The organism is Streptomyces sp. NPDC047981 (assembly GCF_040653315.1).
Taxonomy (GTDB): domain Bacteria; phylum Actinomycetota; class Actinomycetes; order Streptomycetales; family Streptomycetaceae; genus Streptomyces.
On sequence record NZ_JBEZNQ010000067.1, the window covers coordinates 1 to 21,829 of the forward strand.

Below are 21,829 nucleotides of genomic sequence, written 5' to 3' on the forward strand. Positions count from 1 at the left end.
GGGGCCGCAGGGGCGGTAGGGGTGCTGGCTTCGGGCGCAGGCTCGGGGCCTTGGGGGGCGGGGGGGGGGGCCCGGGGCCCGCGGGGCCCCCCCCGCAACCGGTCCAGACGAACCCACCCCCCCACCGCCCGTCCCTCCTCCCTCCCCACGGACCCCACGCGGCGCCCCCCCCGCGCCGCGCTCCCCATCGGCACCGCCGCTGCCCTGACACCGGTGCCGACCGCCGAGGGCCCCGTGCCGCGACCGGAATCGCGCCACGGGGCCCTTGCGCATGCCCGCCCGCCCACATGCCCGCGCACCCGCCCGCCCGCGCGCACGCATCCACGCCCGCCCGCCCGCATAGTCATGTGACGCGTGTCACATGACATTTCCTGTTCTGGCCTACAACCAATCCCCCTGGCCACAGGTCATGCATGCAGCACCACCCAGAAGCTGGAGAGGCGCTGCACTCGGAGGGGGGTGCAGCGCCTCTTCCGTTGTCACGGCCTGCGGCTACGCCTTCTTCGGCGGGACCGCCGGCATCCCCAGGAACGGCAGCTTCAGCGCGCCGAAGGCGTCCGCCGGGACCACCGGGGCCTTCGGGGCGACGGCCGCGACACGGACGTACGCCTCGCCCTGGCCGGGGCGCGGGTCCGCCTCGCCCTTATTGGGCCACAGCGACATCGCCCGCTCCGCCTGCGCCGTGATCGTCAGCGAGGGGTTGACCCCGAGGTTGGCGGAGACCGCCGCCCCGTCCACGACCGAGATGCCCGGGTGGCCGAAGAGCCGGTGGTACGGGTCGATGACACCGGACTCCGCGTCCGCGCCGATCGGGCAGCCGCCCAGGAAGTGCGCGGTGAGCGGGGTGCCCATGAGCTCGCCGATGTTGGAACCGGCGAAGCCGTTGATCTCCTCGGCGAGCAGGGACGCGGCCCGGGTCGCCTCGGGGATCTGGTTCGGGTTCGGCGCGCCGTGTCCCTGCCGGGCCGTGAGCAGGCCCTTCCCGATGCCGCCCGGCTTGCGGTACGTCGTCAGGGAGTTGTCGAGGGACTGCATGACGAGCCCGATGATGGTCCGCTCCGACCAGCGGCGGTTGGAGAGGGAGCGGGCGGCGAGGGTGGGGTGCTTGACCAGTTCCAGGAGCCAGTTCCGTACCCGATGGGCGCCGTACGGCACCTGGAGGACGGTCATGCCGCCCATGGCGTTGGAGCCCTTGCCGTAGCGGACCGGCTCGATGTGGGTGTTCTCGTCCGGGTGGATCGAGGAGGTGATCGCGACCCCGCGGGTGAAGTCGACCTTCTCCGCGCCGTGCTTCCTGCGGTAGCGCCGGTCGGTGGTCTGGGAGCCGACCAGGGCCTCCGAATTGGTCCGGGTCAGCTCGCCGAGCCGGGCCGAGATCCTGGGCAGCAGCCCGGTGTCCTTCATCCGGTGGAGCAGGGTCTGCGTGCCGTACGTACCGGCCGCCACGACGACCCGCGGGGCGGTGAAGGTACGGCCCTTCCCCTTCTTCCTGTTGTCCGTGGGCAGCGTCTTGACGGCGTAGCCGCCCCGCGAGTCCTCCGTCAGGGCGACGACGGAGGTCATGGGGTGGACGACGGCGCCGGCCTTCTCGGCGAGGTGGAGGTAGTTCTCGTTGAGGGTGTTCTTGGCGCCGTGCCGGCAGCCGGTCATGCACTCGCCGCACTCGGTGCAGGCCTTGCGCGAGGGCCCCGCGCCACCGAAGTACGGGTCGGGCACCTCCGTGCCCGGCGCGGCCTTCACCGCTCCGCCGGCGTCCTCGCCGTCCCCGAAGAACACTCCGACCGGCGCCATGTGGAAGGTGTCGCCGATGCCCATGGCCTGCGCGGTCGCCTTGAGGTGGACGTCCGAGGGGGTCATCGTCGGGTTGAGCCGGACGCCCAGCATCCGCTTGGCCTGGTCGTAGTACGGGGCCAGCTCGTCCTGCCAGTCCGTGATGTCCCGCCACTGCGGGTCCTCGAAGAACGGGGCGGGCGGTACGTAGAGGGTGTTGGCGTAGTTCAGCGAACCGCCGCCCACGCCCGCGCCGGCCAGGACCATGACGTTGCCCAGCAGGTGGATGCGCTGGATGCCGTAGAGCCCGAGGGCGGGGGCCCAGAGGAAGTTCTTCAGGTCCCAGGAGTTCCTGGGCAGCTCGGCCCGGGTGAAGCGGCGCCCCGCCTCCAGGACACCGACCCGGTACCCCTTCTCGGTCAGGCGCAGGGCCGTGACCGAGCCCCCGAAGCCGGAGCCGACGACGATCACGTCGTAGTCGTACGCGTCGTCCGCCTGGTCGAGGTCGTCCTCGGCCTGATTTCGGGCAGGGGGTACCGCGGTCATGGCTCTCCTCGTACGAAAAGGGACGGAAGCGGAAACGGCGTCAGCGCAGGCGCAGGGCCTTCATCGCCTTCAGGGACAGGCTCATGAACGCGGCGTACTTCTCGTCGTCCATCCCGAAGGAGGGCGCGATCGGCATCAGCCGCTGCTGGGCCACGGTCTGGGCCTCGGTGAACTTGAGGATGCCCTCCGAGCCGTGGCGGCGGCCCAGCCCGGAGTCCTTCATGCCGCCCATCGGCGCCTGGACGCTGCCGTAGGCCGGCGCGTAGCCCTCGTTGATGTTGACGGTGCCGGTGCGCAGCCGCGCGGCGACGGCGTGGCCGCGCCGGGAGTCCTTGGTCCAGACGGAGGAGTTCAGGCCGTACGGCGTGCCGTTGGCCAGCTCGACGACCTCGTCCTCGTCCTTGAAGCGGTAGATGGAGACGACCGGCCCGAAGGTCTCCTCGGTGCAGACGGCCATCGGGGACTCGACGCCGTCGAGGATGGTCGGCTCGTAGAACAGCGGGCCGACGTCGGGGCGGGCGACACCGCCCGCGACGAGCTTGGCGCCCTTGGCGACGGCCTCCTCGACGTGCCGGGTGACGGTCTCCAGCTGCCGCTCGCCGACGAGGGAGCCCATGTCGGCGCCGTAGGAGAGCGAGTTGCCGAGGCGCATCGCCTTCGTACGGGCGGCGAAGCGGGCGACGAAGTCGTCGGCGACCGACTCGTGGACGTACAGCCGCTCGATGGAGATGCAGAGCTGTCCGGCCGAGGAGAAGCAGGCGCGGACGGCGCCGGCGGCGGCCTTCTCGATGTCGGCGTCCTTGAGGACCAGCATGGCGTTCTTGCCGCCGAGTTCGAGGGTCACGCCGACCAGCCGGGCGGCGGCGCCCTGGGCGACCTGGCGGCCGGTACGGGTCGAGCCGGTGAAGGAGACGTAGTCGGCGTGCTTGACGACCTCGGGGCCGACGACCGGGCCCTCGCCGATGACGACCTGGAACACCTCGGCGGGCAGCCCGGCCTCTATGAGCAGGTCACGGGCCCACAGCGCGGTGAGCGCGGTCTCGGTGTCGGGCTTCATGACGACCGCGTTGCCCGCGACGAAGGCGGGCAGCGCGTCGCCGACCGACAGCTCCAGCGGGTAGTTCCAGGGCGCGATCTGGCCGACGACACCGCGCGGCTGGCGGAGCTCGGTGACCTTGGTGAGGGTCGGCACGACGCCGGTGTGGTGCTTGGGGCGCAGGTAGGAGGGGGCCTTGCGGCCGTAGTGGCGGGCGGCGACGGCGACCGAGAGGACCTCCTCGTGGGCGTGCAGCCGGGCCTTGCCGGTCTCCAGCTGGATGAGGTCGAGGACCTCGGCCTGGCGCTCGAGGATCAAGTCGTGGAAGCGGAGCAGGACGGCGGCGCGGGCCTTGACGGGGGTCGCGGCCCAGGCGCCCTGGGCGGCACGGGCGCGGGCGAAGGCCTCGGCGACATCCTCGGGGGTGGACTCGGGCAGGTCGGCCAGCTTCTCCCCGGTGAACGGGGTGTGGTTCACGGTGCGGCCGGAACCGGCGACACCGCGGGTCAGCTGGGCGACCACCTCCGGGGTGACCACGTCGGCGGCGGTACGGGCGCCGGCCGGCGAGGGCGCGAGGGGGTTCGTGCCGGGGGTGGTGGTGGCCGTGACCGTGGTGGTGGCCGTGACCGTGGTGGCGCGTGCCTGCGAGTCCGTCATGAGGGCGAGAGTAGGCCGCATTCCGGCCTTTGGGTACCCGTCGGTAACGCGTTTTCACCGGGTGCGCACAATCGCGCCAGCGATCACTGGCATATAAGCCCTGATCAGGGGCTTACGGTCGGCCGGGAGTGCGATTCCGTTCGTTCCGCGAGTTCATCGGTCCTCCTGTTCGCCCGGCGCCCGCCAGTGCTGCAGGACGATGTCGAACTGCTCTCTCGTGGTCTCCCAGCTCGACTCCGGTGACGCCATGTACACGGCGTACTCGGTGCCGTCGTCCCCGAAGTACAGCTGGTCGATGGCGTGCCTCGGGCCCGGGAACTCCTGCTTCTCGTACCAGGTGAACTCCCACCGGGCGGAGCGGACCTGGTCCCGGTAGGTGTTCTGGTTCAGCCGGAGCCGCTTGTACTGGAGCCGCTTCTTCAGCGTCTTCTCCAGGTCGAGGACGTGCATGTACGGGTTCTCGAAGTCGGGCGTGCGGTCGATGCTGATCCGGATCCGGTGCCGGCCGTTGTCCGGTGTGTAGTCGACGCTGTCGCCCTCCGTCTGCCGCTTCCACCCCTTGGGCACCACCAGGCTGAAGCCCTTTTGGTCCACGACGCGGTGCCAGCCCGCGGGAACGCCCGCCTCGCCCTCCGGCGTCACTGCGGGCTGCGTGGCCTGGCCGCCCTGGGTGTCCCGCCCGCCTTCGCCGCCCCCGGAGTAGTTCATGGCCGCGAAGACGGCTCCACCGGCGAGCAGGCCGGCGAGGACGGCCGCCAGGACCGCCGTACGCCACCGCCCGCGGCCCTTGGGCTCGGGACGGGTGGTCCGGGGCACCAGGGTGGGCGGGGACGGCGGGGTGGCCGCGGACGCGGGGGCGCTCTCCGCCGGGAGCGGCGTGGTCGCGGAACTCAGCTCCACGTGTCCGACCCGCTGCGTCGGGACGTACGCCTGAGCCGCCTCCGGGGCACGGCCCTCCATGGCGTCCAGCAGCATCCGCTCGGCCTCGTCGGCGCCCGGCCGGTCCGCCGGGTCCTTGCGGAGCAGGGCGACGATGACGGAGGCCAGCGCGCCCGACTTCGCCGGGTGCGGCGGCTCCTCGGTCACGACCGCCTGCATGGTGCTGATCGGCGAGGTCCGCCGGAACGGCGAGGTGCCCTCCACCGCCGTGTACAGCGTCGCGCCCAGCGACCAGAGGTCCGAGGCCGGGCCGGGGTCGCCGCCCCGTACCCGCTCCGGCGCCAGATAGTCGATGGAGCCGACGAGTTCGCCGGTCCGGGTGATCGTCGAGTCGCCCTCGATCGCCGCGATGCCGAAGTCGGTGAGCAGGACCCGCCCGTCGCGGGCCAGCAGCACGTTGCCGGGCTTGACGTCGCGGTGCAGCACTCCGGCGGCGTGCGCGGCCCGCAGGGCACCGAGCACGTGCAGCCCGATACGGGCCGCCTCGCGCGGCTCGATCGTGCCGGCCTCCTTCGCGGCGTCCGCGAGCGAGGGCCCGTCGACGTACTGCATGACGATCCACGGGCGTTCGTCGTGCTCCAGGACGTCGTGCACGGTGACCACGCCCGGGTGGGTGATCCGCGCCGCGGCGCGGGCCTCCTTCTGCGTGCGGGCGTGCAGCACCAGGCGGTCGGCCTCGGCGACGAACCGACCCGCCGTCAACTCCTTGACCGCCACCACCCGGTGCAGGACCTCGTCGTGCGCCCGCCAGACCTTGCCCATGCCACCGCGACCGATGGTCTCGCCGAGTCTGTACCGTCCGGCCAGCAGCAGGCCCGCGCCCGTGTCCGTGCCCTGAGAATGTTCCACTGTCCCCCGCCTGTTCCTTCGGATGCCAGGTTACGGAGGGGGAGACCGGGGACGGAACCTCGGGGCGGGCAAAGGAACAGCACTGTGACCGGCGGGGAGCGGGGGAGCGCCCTCGGGCGAGCCGCTCGGCGGTCGCTCGGCAGGCCGTTCGGCGAGGTGCTAGCGGGTCGCCCGGTAGGCCTTCACCGCCTGGTCGTAGATCTCGGACACCTTGTCGCGCTCGCTCTCCGGGCCGATGACCTGCACGACGTGGTAGCGGCCGCCCTCGATCAGGGCCAGATTGCGGACGAAGACCTCGCGCCCCGTGCTGTCCTGCCAGGTGAACTGGCCCACCGCCATGACCTGCTGCCCGACCTCGATCCGGCGCAGCCCGGAGGCGCTCGACCAGGAGGAGTCCCGCCACGGCTGGAGCTCGCGCTCCTTGGTGCGCTGGTACGCCATCGGGTCCGAGCCGTTGGCCTGCACGGTGTCCCGGCCGGGGACGACGACGAGGACGAAATCGCCCCCTGTGTAGCGGATTTGCCCGGCGTCGTTGATCGGGCTGCGCCGCCAGCCCTCGGCGACACCGACCTCGAAGCCCTCCGGGTCCTTGCGCAGCGTGTACCCGGGGGCGAGCGCGGCGGCGCTCGGGTTCGCGGTGGCGGCGGGCGGTGTCGTCCTCGACGGGCTCGGCCGGGAGCCGGGGGTGGACGCGGGCGGGGAACCGGGCTTCGGGCCGGCGGTCCCGCCCGGCGCGGACGTCGGTCCACCGGTCGGCGTGACGGACTGCCCGGCGGGCCGCCGACCCTCCGCGCCGTCCTTCGGCAGGAACAGCACGGCGTACGCCAAGGCACCGACGAGCAGCAGAAGGATCACCAGGAGCAGCGTCAGGCCGAGGGAGCGCGGGGAACGGGCACCGGCGCCGCCGCGCGGGGAGCGGGGCGCGCGCGGGGAGCGCGGGGCACGCTGCGGAAGCTCCTCGTGGAAGCGCTCCTCGGGGAGATGGTCCCGCGCGCCCCCGTGCGGGAACTCCGACCCGAACTCCGGCTGGAACCCCCTCTGGTGCTCCCGCTGGTACTCCCCCTGGTACTCCCTCTGCTGCTCGCTCCGGAACTCCTGTCGCTGCTCCTCGCGGGCGCCGGCCTCCTGCCGGCCCCTGCCCTTGCGGTGGCGGTGGCGACCGCCCGCCGCTCCCCCGCGCCGCCGGCGCACCAGCTCGCCACGGCGCCGCACGATCGGCAGCTTCGTCTCGTCCACCGACGGCAGCGGTACGACACCCAGGCCCGCGTCCGGCTCGGGGGCGGAGCGGACGAGGGAGCGGAGCCAGCCGCTCAGCTCCTCGAAGTCGGGGCGCTCGGTGGGGTCCTGGCGCAGCAGCGACTCGACGACGGGCCGCAGCGGGCCGCACTCCTCGGCGAACGCGGGGGGCTCGGCGCAGACGAGCTGGACCAGCTCGGCGGCGCTGTCTTCGGGATACGGGGCGTGGCCCTGGACGGCACGGTAGAGGAGCGCGCCGAGCGCCCAGAGGTCGGTGGCGGGGCCGATGGGCGGGGCGAGGCGCCAGTTCTCGTGGACCGGTCCGGCCTGTTCGGGCGCCCAGCGCTCGGTGACCGCGCCGACGACGGCGATCCGCGCCTGGCGGGCCCGCTCGGCGGCGAGCCGGGTGGCGGGACCCCGGTAGACGGCGAGGGACGCGTCGTCCGGCCCTGCCGCCCCGTCCCAGCCGTCGGAGGCCGGGGCGGGTACGTGTACGGGGGCGGGCTCGGGGTCCGGAAGCCGCGCGGGGGTGTAGCCGGCCGGCAGGGCGGGCAGCGCGGGGCCGCCGCCGCCCGCGGGGACGGGAGCGGAGGAGTCGCGCGAGGCGTGCGGGCCGTCGCTCCAGGTCCCGGCGAGCATCGCGCGCGTGGGGCCGCCGCCTTCGTCGCCGTACCCCTGGCGGTACGGCGCCGGGTACTCGTCCTCGTCGACGTCGTCCTCGTCGTCCCCGCTCTGGGACCACCAGTGCGGCTCGGGACCGAGGCCCTGGGCGGGCACGGGAGCGGGCGCGGGCGGCATCACCGGGTGCGGGGCCGTGGCTTCGGCGGCGGCTTCGGGAGGGGGCTCGGGGGTCGGGCGCTGGACGGGGACGACCCCGGTCTCGCCGATGTGCGCGGCGGCGCGGGCGCCCGCCCGGTACGCCGCGATGGCGCCCGCGCGGGCGGCCCGGACGTCGGCGGCGGGCGGGGGGACGGCCGGCGGAGCAGCGGCTGCGGGCGGGAGTTCGGGCCACGGGGCGGGCGCGTCGACGTCCGCGGCGCCGGACTCCGGGTCCGCCGCCGCCTCGGGCTCGACGGGCCACGTACCCGCCCCGTCGCCCTCACCCCCGCCGCCGTCGAACTCGCGGCGGTGTTCACCGCCGTATGCGTCGCCGTCCTCGCCGCCGGGCTCGCCGCCGGACTCGTCGCCGAACTCGCCGCCGTAGTCGCCCTCGTACTCCCCGTCGCCCGCACGCTCGTCCTCGTCGGCGAAGGGCACCGGCGCGTAGCCGCACAGGGCCTCCTCCGCCGCGCCGGCCGCGAGGCCGGTGAGCACGACGCGTCCGTCGTCGCAGACGAGGACGGTCCGGGGCGTGATGTTCCGGTGGGTCCAGCCGTGCGCGTGCAGCGCGCGCAGGGCGGTGAGGACGTCGGAGCCGATCTCGGCCGCGCGGTACGGGGTCAGCGGCCCTTCCGCGAGGAGCGCGGCGAGCGGCCTGGCGGCGACCAGTTCGCTCACTATCCACAGCGAACCGGCCTCCGCGAACACGTCGAAGACCTGGTCGAGCCTCGGGTGGTCCGGGATCTGCGCGGCGGCCTGGGCGGCCTCGACCGCGCGGCGCACGGCCGGGTCGGCGGGACGGCGCGTCGCCCGGCCGGAACTCGCCCCGTACGGGGCGTATCCCCTGCCGTCCTCGTCGACCACTTCCGCGTCGATCACCTCGGGCAACGGCACCTGGTGGACCAGGACTTCCTGCCCGCTGTAGGTGTCGAAGGCGCGGGTCTCGACGAGTTCGTACGCGTCCTGGGGCGGTACGGGCAGGCGATAGCGGTCGGCGAGCACCCTTCCCGCGTAGTCCTCCACGACGCCTCCCCACCGAGCGCGCTGTCCCCCGGGTCGCACGGATCCCGCTCAGCTCATGATCCGCGCGGATCGCGCGGATCGCGCGAACCCGTCAAAACCGGTCCGGGACCGTACAGTTGACGATGCTTTTCGGCTGCGTACGGTCCACGACCTCTCACGATACGTGGCGCCGGTCAGTCCTTGGGGCTGAACGTGGCGAACGCCGTGTCCCGCAAGGTCTTGCACGCGGGGCCGTCCCACTCGTCCGCCTTGCAGCTCACCATGATCGAGTAGCCGTGGGTGGCGTCGACCTTGAAGCCACGGTTCAGTATCCGGACACGCATGCCCTTCTCGGTGCGCTCGAACTCCCAGTCGGCGACCGTCGGGTAGCCCTTGTACTCGACGGGCTTGATGCCGATGTGCCGGTAGCCGTTGCTGCTGGCGGCCACGGCGGCCATGGCCGCGCTCCACGCGGCGGCCGCGTCGTCCTTCGGGCTGTCGTTGTAGTCGACCTGGACCCGCGGGTATCCGCCGCCGGCGTTGAAGATCCCGCCCGAGTTCCGGCCCGCTATGGCGTTGAGCTTGAACGTGGCCGGCATCGCCATCGAGAAGTGGAACCGGGCGTTCGTCACCATCGCGTAGCCGGCGGGCAGCTGCGCCCCGGGCGTGCCCGCGCCGGGATCGCCGGACGGCGTACCGCTCTGCCCGCCGGAGCCGGAGCCGGAGTCCGAGCCGGAGCCCGGGTCCGCCGACTCCTCGCCACCCTGCTGACCGGGGTCGCTCGGGGTCTGGCCCTTGCCCTGCGTGGCCGCGTCGCCGTTGCCGGCGGTGGCGCCCGCGGAGGCCGTCTTGTCGGTGCCCTTGCCGCCGCCCTTGTTGTCCTTCTCGTCGCCGCCGCCGAGGGCGACGGCGAGGATCGTGCCGAGCAGGGCGAGGACAACGATCCCCGCGATGATGACGAGCGTGCGGCGCGGCACGACGTCGGTGAGCGAGGCCCGCCGCTGCGCCGGCCGGTACGCGCCCTGGATCGGCTCCGGCTTGGGGCGCTGCTCGGAGCGCGCCGTCGCGGCCGCGTTCCGTACGGACTTCAGCGCGCCGCGCATCCGCTCGGCTCCGGCGTCCAAGGCCGACTCGCGCGCGGCGGTCTTCGGCTGCTTCGGCGGCTCCGGGGGAACCGGCGGCAGCGGTACGACCCTGGTGGCCTCGGCGGACGGCTCCGGCTCCACGACCGGGACGGGCGCGTCGAGCACGGCGCGGAGCAGCACCCGCGCGCCGGCGTCGTCGAGCCGCTGGTCGGGGTCCTTGGCGAGGAGGCCGTAGATGACCTTCTCGAGCAGCGGCCCGGCGTTCTTCGGCGGGTCGACGGGCTCGGTCATCACGGCGGTCAGCGTCGCGATCGCGGAGCCCTTGTCGTAGGGCGGGCTGCCCTCGACGCTCGCGTACAACAGTCCGCCGAGCGACCACATGTCGGCGGCGGGACCCGGCTTGTGGCCGCGGGCCCGCTCGGGCGAGATGTACGAGGGCGCGCCGACGAGCATGCCGGTGGAGGTGATCGACGGGTCGCCCTCGACCTGCGCGATGCCGAAGTCGGTGAGGACGACCCGGCCGTCCTCGGCGATGAGCACGTTGGACGGCTTCACGTCGCGGTGCAGGATGCCCTGGCGGTGGGCGGAACGGAGCACGTCGAGGATGGCGAGGCCGACCTCGGCGGCGCGGTGCGGGGTGAGCGTGCCGTCCTCGCGGACGGCGTCGGCGAGGGACTTGCCCTCGATCAGCTCCATGACGATCCAGGGCCGGTCGTCCTCGTCGACGACGTCGTAGACGGTCACGGCGCCGTTGTTACGGATCCGGGCGATGGCCTTCGCCTCGCGCAGGGTCCGGGTGATGAGGCGTCGCTTCTCCTCGTCGTCGATGCTGTTGGGGAAGCGGAGCTCCTTGACGGCCACGGTCCGGCCGAGGGTCTCGTCGACCGCGCGCCACACCGTGCCCATGCCACCGCGCCCGAGCACCCCGTCGAGCCGGTACCGCCCGGAGAGCAGCCGCCCCTCGGCCGGCACTCCACCGCTCGCCGACGCCCCGGACTTCCGGAACGACGTCGTCGCCGTGTCGGCCGGCCGGGCGTCCGCCTTCTTCGCGGCTTCGGGCTTCTTCTCCGGCTCGGGCTTCTTCGCCGGCTCGGGCTTCTTCTCCGCCGCGTCGCGCGCCGGGGCGTCGGCCGCGCCGTCGGCCGCCTCGCCGGCCGTCTCCGCGCCCGCGTCCGTGTCCACGCCGGACTGCACGTCCGGCTCCGCCTCACGTGCCGCGGGGACCACGCCCCGGTCGCCGTCGGTTCCGGCACCCGCGCCGGCGTCCCGCCGAGGGTCCCGCGCCGTGTCCCGCGACTGCTCCGCCTCCGACATGCGTCCCCTCTGCGATCCCTGATCTTCGCCCGCGCCCGCCGCTTGTCGCGCGATGCGGTAACCCGCCCTGGAAGAGAGCCCATTGTCTCTCACCCCGGGACCGTTCCCGCTCCCGGGTCCGCACTCCGAGAGGACGGCCTCGCAGGAAAGCGCTCCCACTCCGACACCCGACGCCGGCGCGCCCCCTTCGGGTTCCACACCCGTACGGACAGGATGCCGCACACCGCCTCCAACGTCCCCTCCCGGAGCTGGAGTTCGTACCGGACCGGCCAGAACGGCTCAGAGCGGCACGATGTCCGGGGCACCGAGCCGGGCCGCGTCCGCCGTCAGGTCGTCCGGCTGCCGCTGCGACTCGCGCTCCGCCTCCACCCGCTTCTCGTAGTGCTCCACCTCCTTCTCGATCTGCAGCTCGTCCCAGCCGAGCACGGGGGCCATCAGTTCGGCGCACTCCCGGGCGCTGCGCGTGCCGCGGTCGAAGGTCTCGATCGAGATCCGGGTACGCCGGGTCAGGGCGTCGTCCAGGTGCCGGGCGCCCTCGTGCGACGCGGCGTAGACGATCTCGGCCCGCAGATAGTCCTCGGCGCCCGTCAGCGGCTCGGCGAGGCCGGGGTCGGCGGCGATGAGCTCCAGGATCTCCTCCGTCAGCGAACCGAACCTGTTGAGCAGATGCTCGACGCGCACGACATGGAGCCCGGTCCTGGCGGCGATCCTGGCCCGCGCGTTCCACAGCGCCTTGTAGCCCTCGGCGCCCAGGAGCGGGATGTCCTCCGTGACGCAGGCGGCGACCCGCTGGTCGAGCGCGTGCACGGCCTCGTCCACGGCGTCCTTGGCCATCACCCGGTAGGTCGTGTACTTGCCGCCGGCCACGACGACCAGGCCGGGGACCGGGTGCGCGACGGTGTGTTCGCGCGAGAGCTTGCTCGTGGCGTCCGACTCGCCGGCCAGCAGGGGCCGCAGCCCGGCGTAGACGCCCTGGACGTCGTCCCGGGTGAGCGGCACCGCGAGGACGCTGTTCACATGCTCCAGGAGGTAGTCGATGTCGGCGCTGGAGGCGGCCGGATGGGCCTTGTCCAGGTCCCAGTCGGTGTCGGTGGTGCCCACGATCCAGTGCCGTCCCCACGGGATCACGAACAGCACGGACTTCTCGGTCCGCAGGATCAGTCCGCTGTTGGAGTGAATGCGGTCCTTGGGCACGACCAGATGGATGCCCTTCGACGCCCGCACATGGAACTGCCCGCGCTCCCCGATGAGGGCCTGGGTGTCGTCGGTCCACACCCCTGTCGCGTTCACGAGTTGCTTGGCCCGGATCTCGTACTCGCCGCCCGCCTCGACGTCCTGGACCCGGGCGCCCACCACCCGCTCGCCCTCGCGCAGGAAGCCGATGACCCGGGCGCGGCTGGCGACCTTCGCTCCGTAGCTCGCGGCCGTCCGGACCAAGGTCGTGACGAAGCGGGCGTCGTCCATCTGGGCGTCGTAGTACTGCAACGCGCCGACCAGGGCGTCCTTCCTCAGACAGGGGGACACCCGCAGGGCGTTGCGGCGGGAGAGGTGGCGGTGCACCGGCAGGCCGCGGCCGTGGCCCGAGGAGAGGGACATCGCGTCGTACAGCGCGACGCCCGAGCCCGCGTAGAGCCGCTCCCAGCCCTTGTGCTGGAGGGGGTAGAGGAAGGGGACCGGCTTGACCAGGTGGGGTGCGAGCCGCTCAAGGAGCAGCCCGCGCTCCTTCAACGCCTCGCGCACCAGCGCGAAGTCGAGCATCTCCAGATAGCGCAGGCCGCCGTGGATCAGCTTGCTCGACCGGCTCGACGTGCCGGACGCCCAGTCGCGGGCCTCGACGAGACCGGTCGAGAGCCCTCTCGTGACCGCGTCGAGGGCCGTCCCCGCGCCGACCACTCCGGCGCCGACGACCAGCACGTCCAGTTCCCGCTCGGCCATGGCCGCGAGCGCCTCGGCGCGCTCGGCCGGTCCCAGTGTCGCTGTCCTCACCGCTGCCTCCCGTCGTCCCCCGCCTGATCGGGCCCACAGCCTCGATTCTGGCCCCGGCCTCCGACTTCAGCCACCGCCTGTGGATAACACTCGGCGACCTTTGACTTCACAATGCGGCACATCGGTCATATTTACGCCTAGTCTGACATTGCGCTCGCCTCGTTCTGTCCACCGGGCTTGCGCGTCTCGTCCCCTCCGGCTACAGGGAAGGACGGCCCACCCCCCATGCCCGCTGACCTCGCCGTCATCGGCCTCGGCCACCTCGGACTCCCCCTCGCCCAGGCAGCGACAGCCGCCGGCATCGCCACCATCGGCTACGACACCGATCCCCGGCCCGTCGCCGAACTCGCCGCGGGACGCCCGCCCGTCGACGGCTCGCTCACCGCATCGGAGATCCGCCGGATGCTCTCGGGGGGCTTCCGGCCCACCACCCACCCGGCCGAACTCGGCCGGGTCCGCACCGCCGTCATCTGCGCCCCGACCCCGCTCGGCCCGGACCGCACCCTCGACCTGACCGCCGTGCTCGACGCCGCCCGCGCCCTCGCCGCCCGGCTGCGCCCGCACACGACGGTGCTGCTCGAATCACCCGTGCACCCCGGCACCACCGAAGGTGTGCTGCGGGACGTCCTGGAGGAAGGCTCCGGGCTGCGCGCCGGCCGCGACTTCCACCTCGCGTACTCCCCCGGCCGCCTCGACCCCGGAAACCGCGCGCACGGCTTCGCGGGCACCCCCAAGGTCATCGGCGGGCTCACCCCCGCCTGCACGGAGTCCGCCGCCGCCTTCTACGGCCGGCTCACCGACAAGGTGGTACGCGCGCGTGGCCCGCGCGAGGCCGAGACCGTCAAGCTCCTGGAGACCAACTTCCGGCACGTCAACATCGCCCTGGTCAACGAGATGTCGGTGCTCTGCCACGAACTCGGCGTCGACCTCTGGGACGTCATCCGCTGCGCCGAGACCAAGCCCTTCGGCTTCCAGGCCTTCCGCCCCGGCCCCGGCGTCGGCGGCCACGGCGTCCCCGTCGACAGCATCGGCCCCCACCGCCCGCTCCGCATGGTCGAGCTGGCGGGCCAGGTCAACGACCGCATGCCGGGCTACGTCGTCCAGCGCTGCGCGACCCTCCTCAACGAGCACGGCAAGTCGGCCAGGGGCGCCCGGGTGCTTCTGCTCGGCATCACGTACAAACCCGATCTCGCCGACCGCGAGAGCTCCCCGGCCGACGAGATCGCCCGCCGGCTGATGGACCTCGGCGCCGTGGTCAGCTACCACGACCCGCACATCCCGGACTGGCGCGTCCGCGACCTCCCGGTCCCCCGCGCGGACTCGCTCTACGAGGCCGCCGCCCACGCCGACCTGACGGTGCTTCTGCAGCACCACCGCACGTACGACCTCCAGGGCCTGGCGGTCAAGGCCCAGCTCCTCCTCGACACCCGGGGCGCCACCCCGGCAGGAGCGGCCCACCGCCTCTGACCTCGCACAAGGGAGGGGCCCCGCACCACCCGGTGCGGGGCCCCTCTCCTCACGTACGAGACGTACGAGCCGTACGAGTCGTTACGGGAACGCGTCAGCGCTTGTGCTGCGAGTCCGCGACCGTCACCTCGACGCGCTGGAACTCCTTGAGCTCGCTGTAGCCCGTCGTCGCCATCGCGCGGCGCAGGGCGCCGAAGAAGTTCATCGAACCGTCCGGGGTGTGCGAAGGACCGGTGAGGATCTCCTCGGTGGTGCCGACGATGCCCAGGTCGACCAGCTTGCCGCGCGGCACGTCCTCGTGGACGGCCTCCATGCCCCAGTGGTGGCCCTTGCCCGGCGCGTCGGTCGCGCGGGCCAGCGGGGAGCCCATCATGACCGAGTCGGCGCCGCAGGCGATCGCCTTCGGCAGGTCGCCCGACCAGCCCACACCGCCGTCGGCGATGACGTGCACGTACCGGCCGCCGGACTCGTCCATGTAGTCCCGGCGGGCCGCGGCCACGTCGGCGACCGCGGTCGCCATCGGGACCTGGATGCCGAGCACGTTGCGCGTGGTGTGCGCCGCGCCGCCGCCGAAGCCGACCAGGACACCCGCGGCGCCGGTGCGCATCAGGTGCAGGGCCGCGGTGTACGTGGCGCAGCCGCCGACGATGACCGGGACGTCCAGCTCGTAGATGAACTGCTTGAGGTTCAGCGGCTCGGCCGCGCCCGAGACGTGCTCGGCGGAGACCGTGGTGCCGCGGATGACGAAGATGTCCACGCCGGCGTCGACGACGGCCTTGGAGAACTGCGCGGTGCGCTGCGGGGAGAGCGCGGCGGCGGTGACCACGCCCGAGTCGCGCACCTCCTTGATGCGCTGACCGATCAGCTCTTCCTTGATCGGAGCGGCGTAGATCTCCTGCAGACGGCGGGTCGCGGTGGCCTCGTCCATCTCGGCGATCTCGTCGAGCAGCGGCTGCGGGTCCTCGTAGCGGGTCCACAGGCCCTCGAGGTTCAGTACGCCGAGGCCGCCGAGCTCGCCGATGCGGATCGCGGTCTGCGGCGACACGACCGAGTCCATGGGGGCGGCCAGGAAGGGGAGCTCGAAGCGGTAGGCGTCGATCTGCCAGGCGATCGAGACCTCCTTCGGGTCCCGGGTGCGCCGGCTCGGTACGACGGCGATGTCGTCGAACGCGTACGCCCTGCGGCCGCGCTTGCCGCGCCCGATCTCGATCTCAGTCACGATGTGTGGCCTTTCCCTCTACGTCTGCGCCTACCAGTATCCCCGACACACGCGCGTGGGGCGGTTCCGGCCGCATGCCGGAACCGCCCCACGCGTCGCGCCGCGTTACTTCCTGCTGTAGTTCGGCGCCTCGACCGTCATCTGGATGTCGTGCGGGTGGCTCTCCTTGAGGCCCGCAGAGGTGATCCGGACGAACCGGCCCTTGGTCTCCATCTCGTCGATGGTGGCCGCACCCACATAGCCCATCGTCTGGCGCAGACCGCCGACGAGCTGGTGCAGCACGTTGGCGAGCGGGCCGCGGTAGGGCACCTGGCCCTCGATGCCCTCGGGCACGAGCTTGTCGTCGGAGGCGACCTCGGCCTGGAAGTAGCGGTCCTTCGAGTACGACCGGCCCTGGCCGCGGGACTGCATCGCGCCGAGCGAGCCCATGCCGCGGTACGACTTGAACTGCTTGCCGTTGATGAACTGGAGCTCGCCGGGCGACTCCTCGCAGCCCGCGAGCAGGCTGCCGAGCATCACCGTGCTGGCACCGGCGGCGAGCGCCTTGCCGATGTCGCCGGAGTACTGCAGGCCGCCGTCGCCGATGACCGGGACGCCGGCCGCGCGGGCCGCGAGCGCCGCCTCGTAGATGGCGGTGACCTGCGGGACGCCGATACCGGCGACCACGCGCGTGGTGCAGATGGAGCCGGGCCCGACGCCGACCTTGACACCGTCGACACCGGCGTCGATCAGCGCCTGGGCGCCGTCACGGGTCGCCACGTTGCCGCCGATGACGTCGACCTTCACGGTCGACTTGATCTTCGCCATCCAGCTCAGGGCGTTGCTGTTGTGACCGTGGGAGGTGTCCACGACCAGGAAGTCCACACCGGCGGCGGCCAGCCCCTGGGCGCGCTCCAGGGCCTCCGGGCTCGCGCCGACGGCGGCACCGACGATGAGGCGGCCCTCGGAGTCCTTGGCCGCGTTCGGGTACTGCTCGGCCTTCACGAAGTCCTTGACCGTGATGAGGCCCTTGAGCACACCGGCGTCGTCGACGAGCGGCAGCTTCTCGATCTTGTGGCGGCGCAGCAGCTCCATGGCGTCCACACCGCTGATGCCGACCTTGCCGGTGACCAGCGGCATCGGCGTCATGACCTCGCGGACCTGACGGCCGCGGTCGGACTCGAAGGCCATGTCACGGTTGGTGACGATGCCGAGCAGCTTGCCCGAGCCGTCCGTGACCGGGACACCGCTGATCCGGAACTTGGCACAGAGCGCGTCCGCCTCGGCGAGCGTGGCGTCCGGGTTCACGGTGATCGGGTCGGTCACCATGCCGGACTCGGAACGCTTCACGAGGTCGACCTGGTTGACCTGGTCCTCGATGGACAGGTTGCGGTGCAGCACGCCGACGCCGCCCTGCCGCGCCATGGCGATGGCCATGCGGGACTCGGTGACCTTGTCCATCGCGGCGGAGAGCAGGGGGATGTTCACCCGCACGTTGCGCGAGATGCGGGACGAGGTGTCGACCGCGTTCGGCAGCACTTCCGACGCGCCGGGCAGCAGCAGCACATCGTCGTAGGTCAGCCCGAGTGTCGCGAATTTCTCGGGCACTCCGTCGACGTTGGCAGTCATGACACCTTCCCCAGATGGCCTTGATCGGTGCGGATGTCCATGCTAACGGGCCTCGACGGTGTCTCATTCCACGATCAAGATCAGAGAGCAGCTTTGGACGTTCGTACGTGTACGTGAGGGCCACCGGCCCTCGCCGACCCTTACTGCTCGGCCAGTGCCCGCAGCCGGCTGAGTGCGCGGTGCTGCGCGACCCGTACCGCCCCCGGGGACATGCCGAGCATCTGTCCCGTCTCCTCGGCCGTCAGACCCACCGCCACCCGCAGCACCAGCAGCTCCCGCTGGTTCTCCGGGAGGTTGGCGAGGAGCTTCTTGGCCCATTCGGCATCGTCGCTGAGCAGCGCACGTTCTTCCGGGCCCAGGGAGTCGTCGGGCCGCTCGGGCATCTCGTCGGACGGGACGGCCGTCGAGCCCGGGTGCCGCATCGCGGCGCGCTGGAGGTCGGCGACCTTGTGTCCGGCGATGGCGAAGACGAAGGCCTCGAAGGGCCTGCCCGTGTCCTTGTAGCGCGGCAGCGCCATCAGGACGGCGACGCAGACCTCCTGCGCCAGGTCCTCGACGAAGTGGCGAGCATCACCGGGCAGCCGGTTCAGTCGCGTACGGCAATAGCGCAGGGCGAGCGGGTGCACGCGCGCCAGAAGGTCGTGCGTGGCCTGTGCGTCGCCCTCGACGGCACGGTGAACGAGTGCACCGATCACCGTGGTCTCGTCGTCGCGCATCGCTCCATGGTGCCTTGACGCCTCAGAATCCGTGGCACCGCGTCCATAGTTGTGCACCGAAGCGTTATGAGCAGGTGCGCCGGAACTCATCGCCTGCGCCCTCCCCTTCCGCTCGATCGACTCGTCCCCGAGGAACTCCACACCCTCAAGGATGCGGCATCCCGCGCGGAAGTGACACAAGCCGACGCAATCGGCGTCCCGGGCCGCCGCCGTCGCGGTGGTCCGGACTGCCGCCCCGCCCGCTCGCGGCGGACGGGGACGTGGCCGGCCGTCGCCGTCACGCGAGGTCCTAGCGGACCAGGCCCCAGCGGAAGCCGAGGGCGACGGCGTGCGCCCGGTCCGAGGCGCCCAGCTTCTTGAACAGCCGCCGCGCGTGCGTCTTGACCGTGTCCTCGGAGAGGAAGAGCTCGCGCCCGATCTCCGCGTTGGACCGGCCGTGGCTCATGCCTTCGAGCACCTGGATCTCGCGCGCGGTGAGCGTGGGCGCCGCGCCCATCTCGGCCGACCGCAGCCGGCGCGGGGCGAGCCGCCAGGTCGGGTCGGCGAGCGCCTGCGTGACGGTGGCCCGCAGCTCGGCGCGCGAGGCGTCCTTGTGCAGGTACCCGCGGGCGCCGGCGGCGACCGCGAGGGCGACGCCGTCCAGGTCCTCGGCGACGGTCAGCATGATGATGCGGGCGCCGGGGTCGGCGGAGAGCAGCCGGCGCACGGTCTCGACGCCGCCCAGACCGGGCATGCGTACGTCCATCAGAATCAGGTCCGAGCGGTCCGCGCCCCAGCGGCGGAGGACTTCCTCGCCGTTGGCCGCGGTGGTCACGCGCTCCACACCGGGCACGGTCGCGACCGCGCGGCGAAGAGCCTCTCGGGCAAGCGGGGAGTCGTCGCAGACGAGGACGGATGTCATGGCCGCCCTCCGCAGCTGTTGCGCGTCACCTAGAGCCTCCAGGGCTGGTACGTATCGTCACCTGTGCGGTTGACGCCCTCGGACACCTGCCCGAGCGCTTGTTCCTTCAACCGCCTCCGCACTCTCAACGACGGTCACTCGAAAGAGTTACGGGTCGGACGGGCACCTTCGGCACTCTACGTGAGGGAGCGAACGCGGAGGAGAGCGTCGCAGGTCATCCGTCCTTCAGTGGAAGCTATGCCCCATTTAGCGGGATTTCTTCCCTTTTTGAGGTGTCTGTGGCTAGATTCGCAATGAGTCATATTTACATCTACTTAGACAGTAGTTGTACGGTCGGATCGAACCCGCCGGAGCGGGTACGCGAGACCCACGGGGGGTGAAGGGCCCCCGGTTGATCAGCCATCCACCCGCCCACCTATCCGTTCGACACGGTTTCAAGGGGACAAGCGCAATGGCAGATTTCTCCCGCCTTCCCGGACCCAACGCCGATCTGTGGGACTGGCAGCTCCTCGCGGCCTGCCGCGGAGTCGACAGTTCCCTGTTCTTCCACCCCGAGGGAGAGCGCGGCGCGGCACGGAGTGCGCGTGAGAACTCGGCGAAAGAGGTCTGCATGCGGTGCCCGGTACGCGCGGAGTGCGCGGCACACGCACTCGCCGTACGCGAGCCCTACGGCGTATGGGGCGGCCTCACCGAGGACGAACGCGAAGAGCTCATGGGACGAGCCCGCAACCGCCTGATCACGGCTTCGGCCACGACCTCGTCGCCACGGCCGGCGACGGCGTCGGCAGCGGGTCCGGCAGGTCTGGGGCGAGCCTGAGCCCACGGACACGACAGACTGAAGGAACGTTTCTGCAAGGGCGGTGACGGCCGGGGACGGTGTCGCGCCGCACGCGGCCCGGGGGCGCGCGGCGCGGCACGGGCCGGGCCGCGCCCCCGTCGGCCCCGGAACGAGAGCGTGCACGAGAGCGCGAACGCCGTCGCCGCGCCCGTGTACGAGAGCGGGAACTCCGTCGCTACGCGCGCGTGACCGAGCGGCCGGCCGCGCGGGTCAGCTCGTCCAGGGTGGCCGCGACCGCCGGGACCTGGGCGAGGTCGGGCAGGGTGAGGGCGACGATCTCCCGCTCCACGGCCGGTTCCACCACCACGGTCCTGGCCCCCTTGGGCCGTACGGACTCGATGGCGAGTTCCGGCAGGACCGCGACGCCGAGACCGGCGCCGACGAGCCCGACCACGGCGGGGTAGTCGTCGGTGGCGAAGTCGATGCGCGGGGCGAACCCGGCCTCCTCGCACACGTCCACCAACTGGCGCCGGCAGCGCGGGCAGCCCGCGATCCAGGACTCGTCGGCCAGTTCGGCGATGGAGACCGCCTCCGCGTCGGCGAGCCGGTGCCCCTCGGGGACCAGGCCCACGAGGCGGTCGGCGAGCAGCGGGCGCACGATCAGGTCGTCCCACTCGGCCTGCCCCGCTCCGTAGCGGAACGCCAGGGCCACGTCGCAGTCGCCCTCGCGGAGCATCTCGATCGAGCGCGGCGGCTCGGCCTCGACCAGGGAGACGCGCGTGCCCGGGTGCGCCGCGCGCAGCGCGGCGAGGGCGGTGGGGACCAGCGTGGAGCTGCCGCTGGGGAAGGAGACGAGCCGGACGCGGCCGGCGCGCAGTCCGGCGATCGCGGCGACCTCCTCCTCGGCGGCGGTGAGCCCCGCGAGGATGCCTGCGGCGTGCCGGACGAGGGCCTCGCCGGCCTGCGTCAGACGCATCTCGCGGCCGGTCCTGATCAGCAGGGGTGTGCCTGCGGAGGTCTCCAGCGCCTTCATCTGCTGGCTCACCGCGGGCTGGGTGCAGCCCAGTTCACGCGCGGCGGCGGAGAAGGAGCCGGTCGCGGCGACGGCGCGCAGGACGCGGAGATGGCGGGCCTCGATCATGGGTCAAGCATAAGCCAGGCTTGGATCGTCGGGTCAATATTCGCTCGACGCTTTGAGTGGGGTCGGCCTATTGTTCCCTCATGAAGCTTCTGTCCCTGAACCTGGGCCGCCCGAAGACCGTCGCGTACACCGACCATCCCGAGGGTGTGACCGGCATCGACAAGCAGCCGGTGGCGGGGCCCGTACGGGTGTCCGCGCCCGGGCCCAAGGGGATCGGCGCGAGCGGGGTCGCCGGGGACACCGTGTGCGACACCCGCCACCACGGCGGGAACGACCAGGCGGTCTACGCGTACGCGCGCGAGGACCTGGACACGTGGGAGAAGCTGCTCGGCCGGCCGGTCCCGAGCGGTGCGTTCGGCGAGAACCTCACCACCGAGGTCGTCGACGTCTCCGGCGCCCTGATCGGCGAGCGGTGGCGGATCGGGCCCGAGCTGCTCCTCGAGGTCTCCTCCAGCCGGATCCCGTGCCGGACCTTCCAGGGGCACCTGGACGAGAAGGGCTGGGTCAGGCGGTTCACCGCGGAGGCCGTGCCGGGCGCGTACCTGCGGGTCGTCGAGCCCGGCGAGATCCGGCAGGGCGACGCGATCGAGGTGGTGCACCGCCCGGACCACGAGGTCACCGTGGCCTTCGAGTTCAGGGCCGTCACGCTCGAACGGCCTCTGCTGCCGCGCGTGCTGGCCGCCGGGGACGCGCTGCACCCGGACACCCTGCGCAAGGCGCGCGGCTACGTGGAGAAGTACGGCACAGGCTCCTGACCTCC

Annotated in this window: 14 protein-coding genes; 3 read left to right on the forward strand and 11 right to left on the reverse strand. The window is 72.5% G+C overall.

What is annotated here, in order from left to right:
* Nucleotides 1–492 precede the first annotated feature (492 nt).
* The 6 genes from AB0E14_RS30145 to AB0E14_RS30170 form a co-directional block, all read right to left on the reverse strand.
* Nucleotides 493–2,316 (reverse strand): GMC family oxidoreductase, encoded by a 1,824-nt coding sequence (locus AB0E14_RS30145; protein ID WP_362425130.1) that lies wholly within the window; start codon nt 2,314–2,316, stop codon nt 493–495.
* A gap of 40 nt (nt 2,317–2,356) precedes the next feature.
* A complete protein-coding gene (locus tag AB0E14_RS30150; protein ID WP_362425133.1) occupies nt 2,357–4,009 on the reverse strand; it encodes a succinic semialdehyde dehydrogenase in 1,653 nt (550 codons plus the stop codon).
* Between the two features lie 153 nt (nt 4,010–4,162).
* Entirely contained in the window at nt 4,163–5,797 is a 1,635-nt protein-coding gene (locus AB0E14_RS30155; RefSeq protein WP_362425137.1) for a serine/threonine-protein kinase, read from the reverse strand.
* A gap of 159 nt (nt 5,798–5,956) precedes the next feature.
* Nucleotides 5,957–8,875 carry a serine/threonine protein kinase gene (locus AB0E14_RS30160; RefSeq protein ID WP_362425140.1) on the reverse strand — a complete coding sequence of 973 codons (2,919 nt, stop codon included), beginning with the start codon at nt 8,873–8,875 and terminating at the stop codon, nt 5,957–5,959.
* Nucleotides 8,876–9,048: 173 nt separating this feature from the next.
* Nucleotides 9,049–11,253, reverse strand: a complete 2,205-nt coding sequence (locus AB0E14_RS30165) for a serine/threonine-protein kinase (protein WP_362425143.1) — start codon at nt 11,251–11,253, stop codon at nt 9,049–9,051.
* A 279-nt stretch (nt 11,254–11,532) separates the two neighbouring features.
* The gene (locus AB0E14_RS30170) at nt 11,533–13,239 is read right to left on the reverse strand and encodes a glycerol-3-phosphate dehydrogenase/oxidase (protein ID WP_362425146.1); all 1,707 of its coding nucleotides are present in this window, start codon (nt 13,237–13,239) and stop codon (nt 11,533–11,535) included.
* Between the two features lie 225 nt (nt 13,240–13,464).
* On the opposite strand from AB0E14_RS30170, the gene AB0E14_RS30175 reads away from it, so the two are divergent.
* Nucleotides 13,465–14,706: a nucleotide sugar dehydrogenase gene (locus tag AB0E14_RS30175; protein ID WP_362425149.1), complete on the forward strand. Its 1,242-nt coding sequence runs from the start codon at nt 13,465–13,467 to the stop codon at nt 14,704–14,706.
* A gap of 94 nt (nt 14,707–14,800) precedes the next feature.
* On the opposite strand, the gene AB0E14_RS30180 is transcribed toward AB0E14_RS30175, so the two are convergent.
* The 4 genes from AB0E14_RS30180 to AB0E14_RS30195 form a co-directional block, all read right to left on the reverse strand.
* The gene (locus AB0E14_RS30180; protein ID WP_362425152.1) at nt 14,801–15,925 is read right to left on the reverse strand and encodes a GuaB3 family IMP dehydrogenase-related protein; all 1,125 of its coding nucleotides are present in this window, start codon (nt 15,923–15,925) and stop codon (nt 14,801–14,803) included.
* Between the two features lie 105 nt (nt 15,926–16,030).
* Nucleotides 16,031–17,533: an IMP dehydrogenase gene (gene guaB / locus AB0E14_RS30185; protein ID WP_362425155.1), complete on the reverse strand. Its 1,503-nt coding sequence runs from the start codon at nt 17,531–17,533 to the stop codon at nt 16,031–16,033.
* A gap of 140 nt (nt 17,534–17,673) precedes the next feature.
* Entirely contained in the window at nt 17,674–18,249 is a 576-nt protein-coding gene (locus tag AB0E14_RS30190; protein ID WP_362013722.1) for a sigma-70 family RNA polymerase sigma factor, read from the reverse strand.
* Between the two features lie 289 nt (nt 18,250–18,538).
* Nucleotides 18,539–19,150 (reverse strand): response regulator transcription factor, encoded by a 612-nt coding sequence (locus tag AB0E14_RS30195; RefSeq protein WP_003948568.1) that lies wholly within the window; start codon nt 19,148–19,150, stop codon nt 18,539–18,541.
* A gap of 451 nt (nt 19,151–19,601) precedes the next feature.
* Between AB0E14_RS30195 and AB0E14_RS30200 the strand changes: the two genes are divergently transcribed.
* Nucleotides 19,602–19,967 carry a WhiB family transcriptional regulator gene (locus tag AB0E14_RS30200; RefSeq protein WP_362425159.1) on the forward strand — a complete coding sequence of 122 codons (366 nt, stop codon included), beginning with the start codon at nt 19,602–19,604 and terminating at the stop codon, nt 19,965–19,967.
* Between the two features lie 196 nt (nt 19,968–20,163).
* On the opposite strand, the gene AB0E14_RS30205 is transcribed toward AB0E14_RS30200, so the two are convergent.
* Complete coding sequence (locus tag AB0E14_RS30205; protein WP_362425162.1) at nt 20,164–21,069, reverse strand: LysR family transcriptional regulator; 906 nt, start codon at nt 21,067–21,069, stop codon at nt 20,164–20,166.
* Nucleotides 21,070–21,149: 80 nt separating this feature from the next.
* On the opposite strand from AB0E14_RS30205, the gene AB0E14_RS30210 reads away from it, so the two are divergent.
* On the forward strand, nt 21,150–21,824 hold the full coding sequence (locus AB0E14_RS30210) for an MOSC domain-containing protein (RefSeq protein ID WP_362425165.1): 675 nt from the start codon (nt 21,150–21,152) through the stop codon (nt 21,822–21,824).
* Nucleotides 21,825–21,829 lie beyond the last annotated feature (5 nt).

Excerpts from the sequence above, each read along its gene's own strand:
- AB0E14_RS30195 (WP_003948568.1), bottom strand. The coding sequence starts at position 19,150 with ATGACATCCGTCCTCGTCTGCGACGACTCCCCGCTTGCCCGAGAGGCT.
- AB0E14_RS30165 (WP_362425143.1), bottom strand. The coding sequence starts at position 11,253 with ATGTCGGAGGCGGAGCAGTCGCGGGACACGGCGCGGGACCCTCGGCGG.
- AB0E14_RS30200 (WP_362425159.1), top strand. The coding sequence starts at position 19,602 with ATGGCAGATTTCTCCCGCCTTCCCGGACCCAACGCCGATCTGTGGGAC.
- AB0E14_RS30190 (WP_362013722.1), bottom strand. The coding sequence starts at position 18,249 with ATGCGCGACGACGAGACCACGGTGATCGGTGCACTCGTTCACCGTGCC.
- guaB (WP_362425155.1), bottom strand. The coding sequence starts at position 17,533 with ATGACTGCCAACGTCGACGGAGTGCCCGAGAAATTCGCGACACTCGGG.
- AB0E14_RS30175 (WP_362425149.1), top strand. The coding sequence starts at position 13,465 with ATGCCCGCTGACCTCGCCGTCATCGGCCTCGGCCACCTCGGACTCCCC.
- AB0E14_RS30205 (WP_362425162.1), bottom strand. The coding sequence starts at position 21,069 with ATGATCGAGGCCCGCCATCTCCGCGTCCTGCGCGCCGTCGCCGCGACC.
- AB0E14_RS30210 (WP_362425165.1), top strand. The coding sequence starts at position 21,150 with ATGAAGCTTCTGTCCCTGAACCTGGGCCGCCCGAAGACCGTCGCGTAC.
- AB0E14_RS30145 (WP_362425130.1), bottom strand. The coding sequence starts at position 2,316 with ATGACCGCGGTACCCCCTGCCCGAAATCAGGCCGAGGACGACCTCGAC.
- AB0E14_RS30150 (WP_362425133.1), bottom strand. The coding sequence starts at position 4,009 with ATGACGGACTCGCAGGCACGCGCCACCACGGTCACGGCCACCACCACG.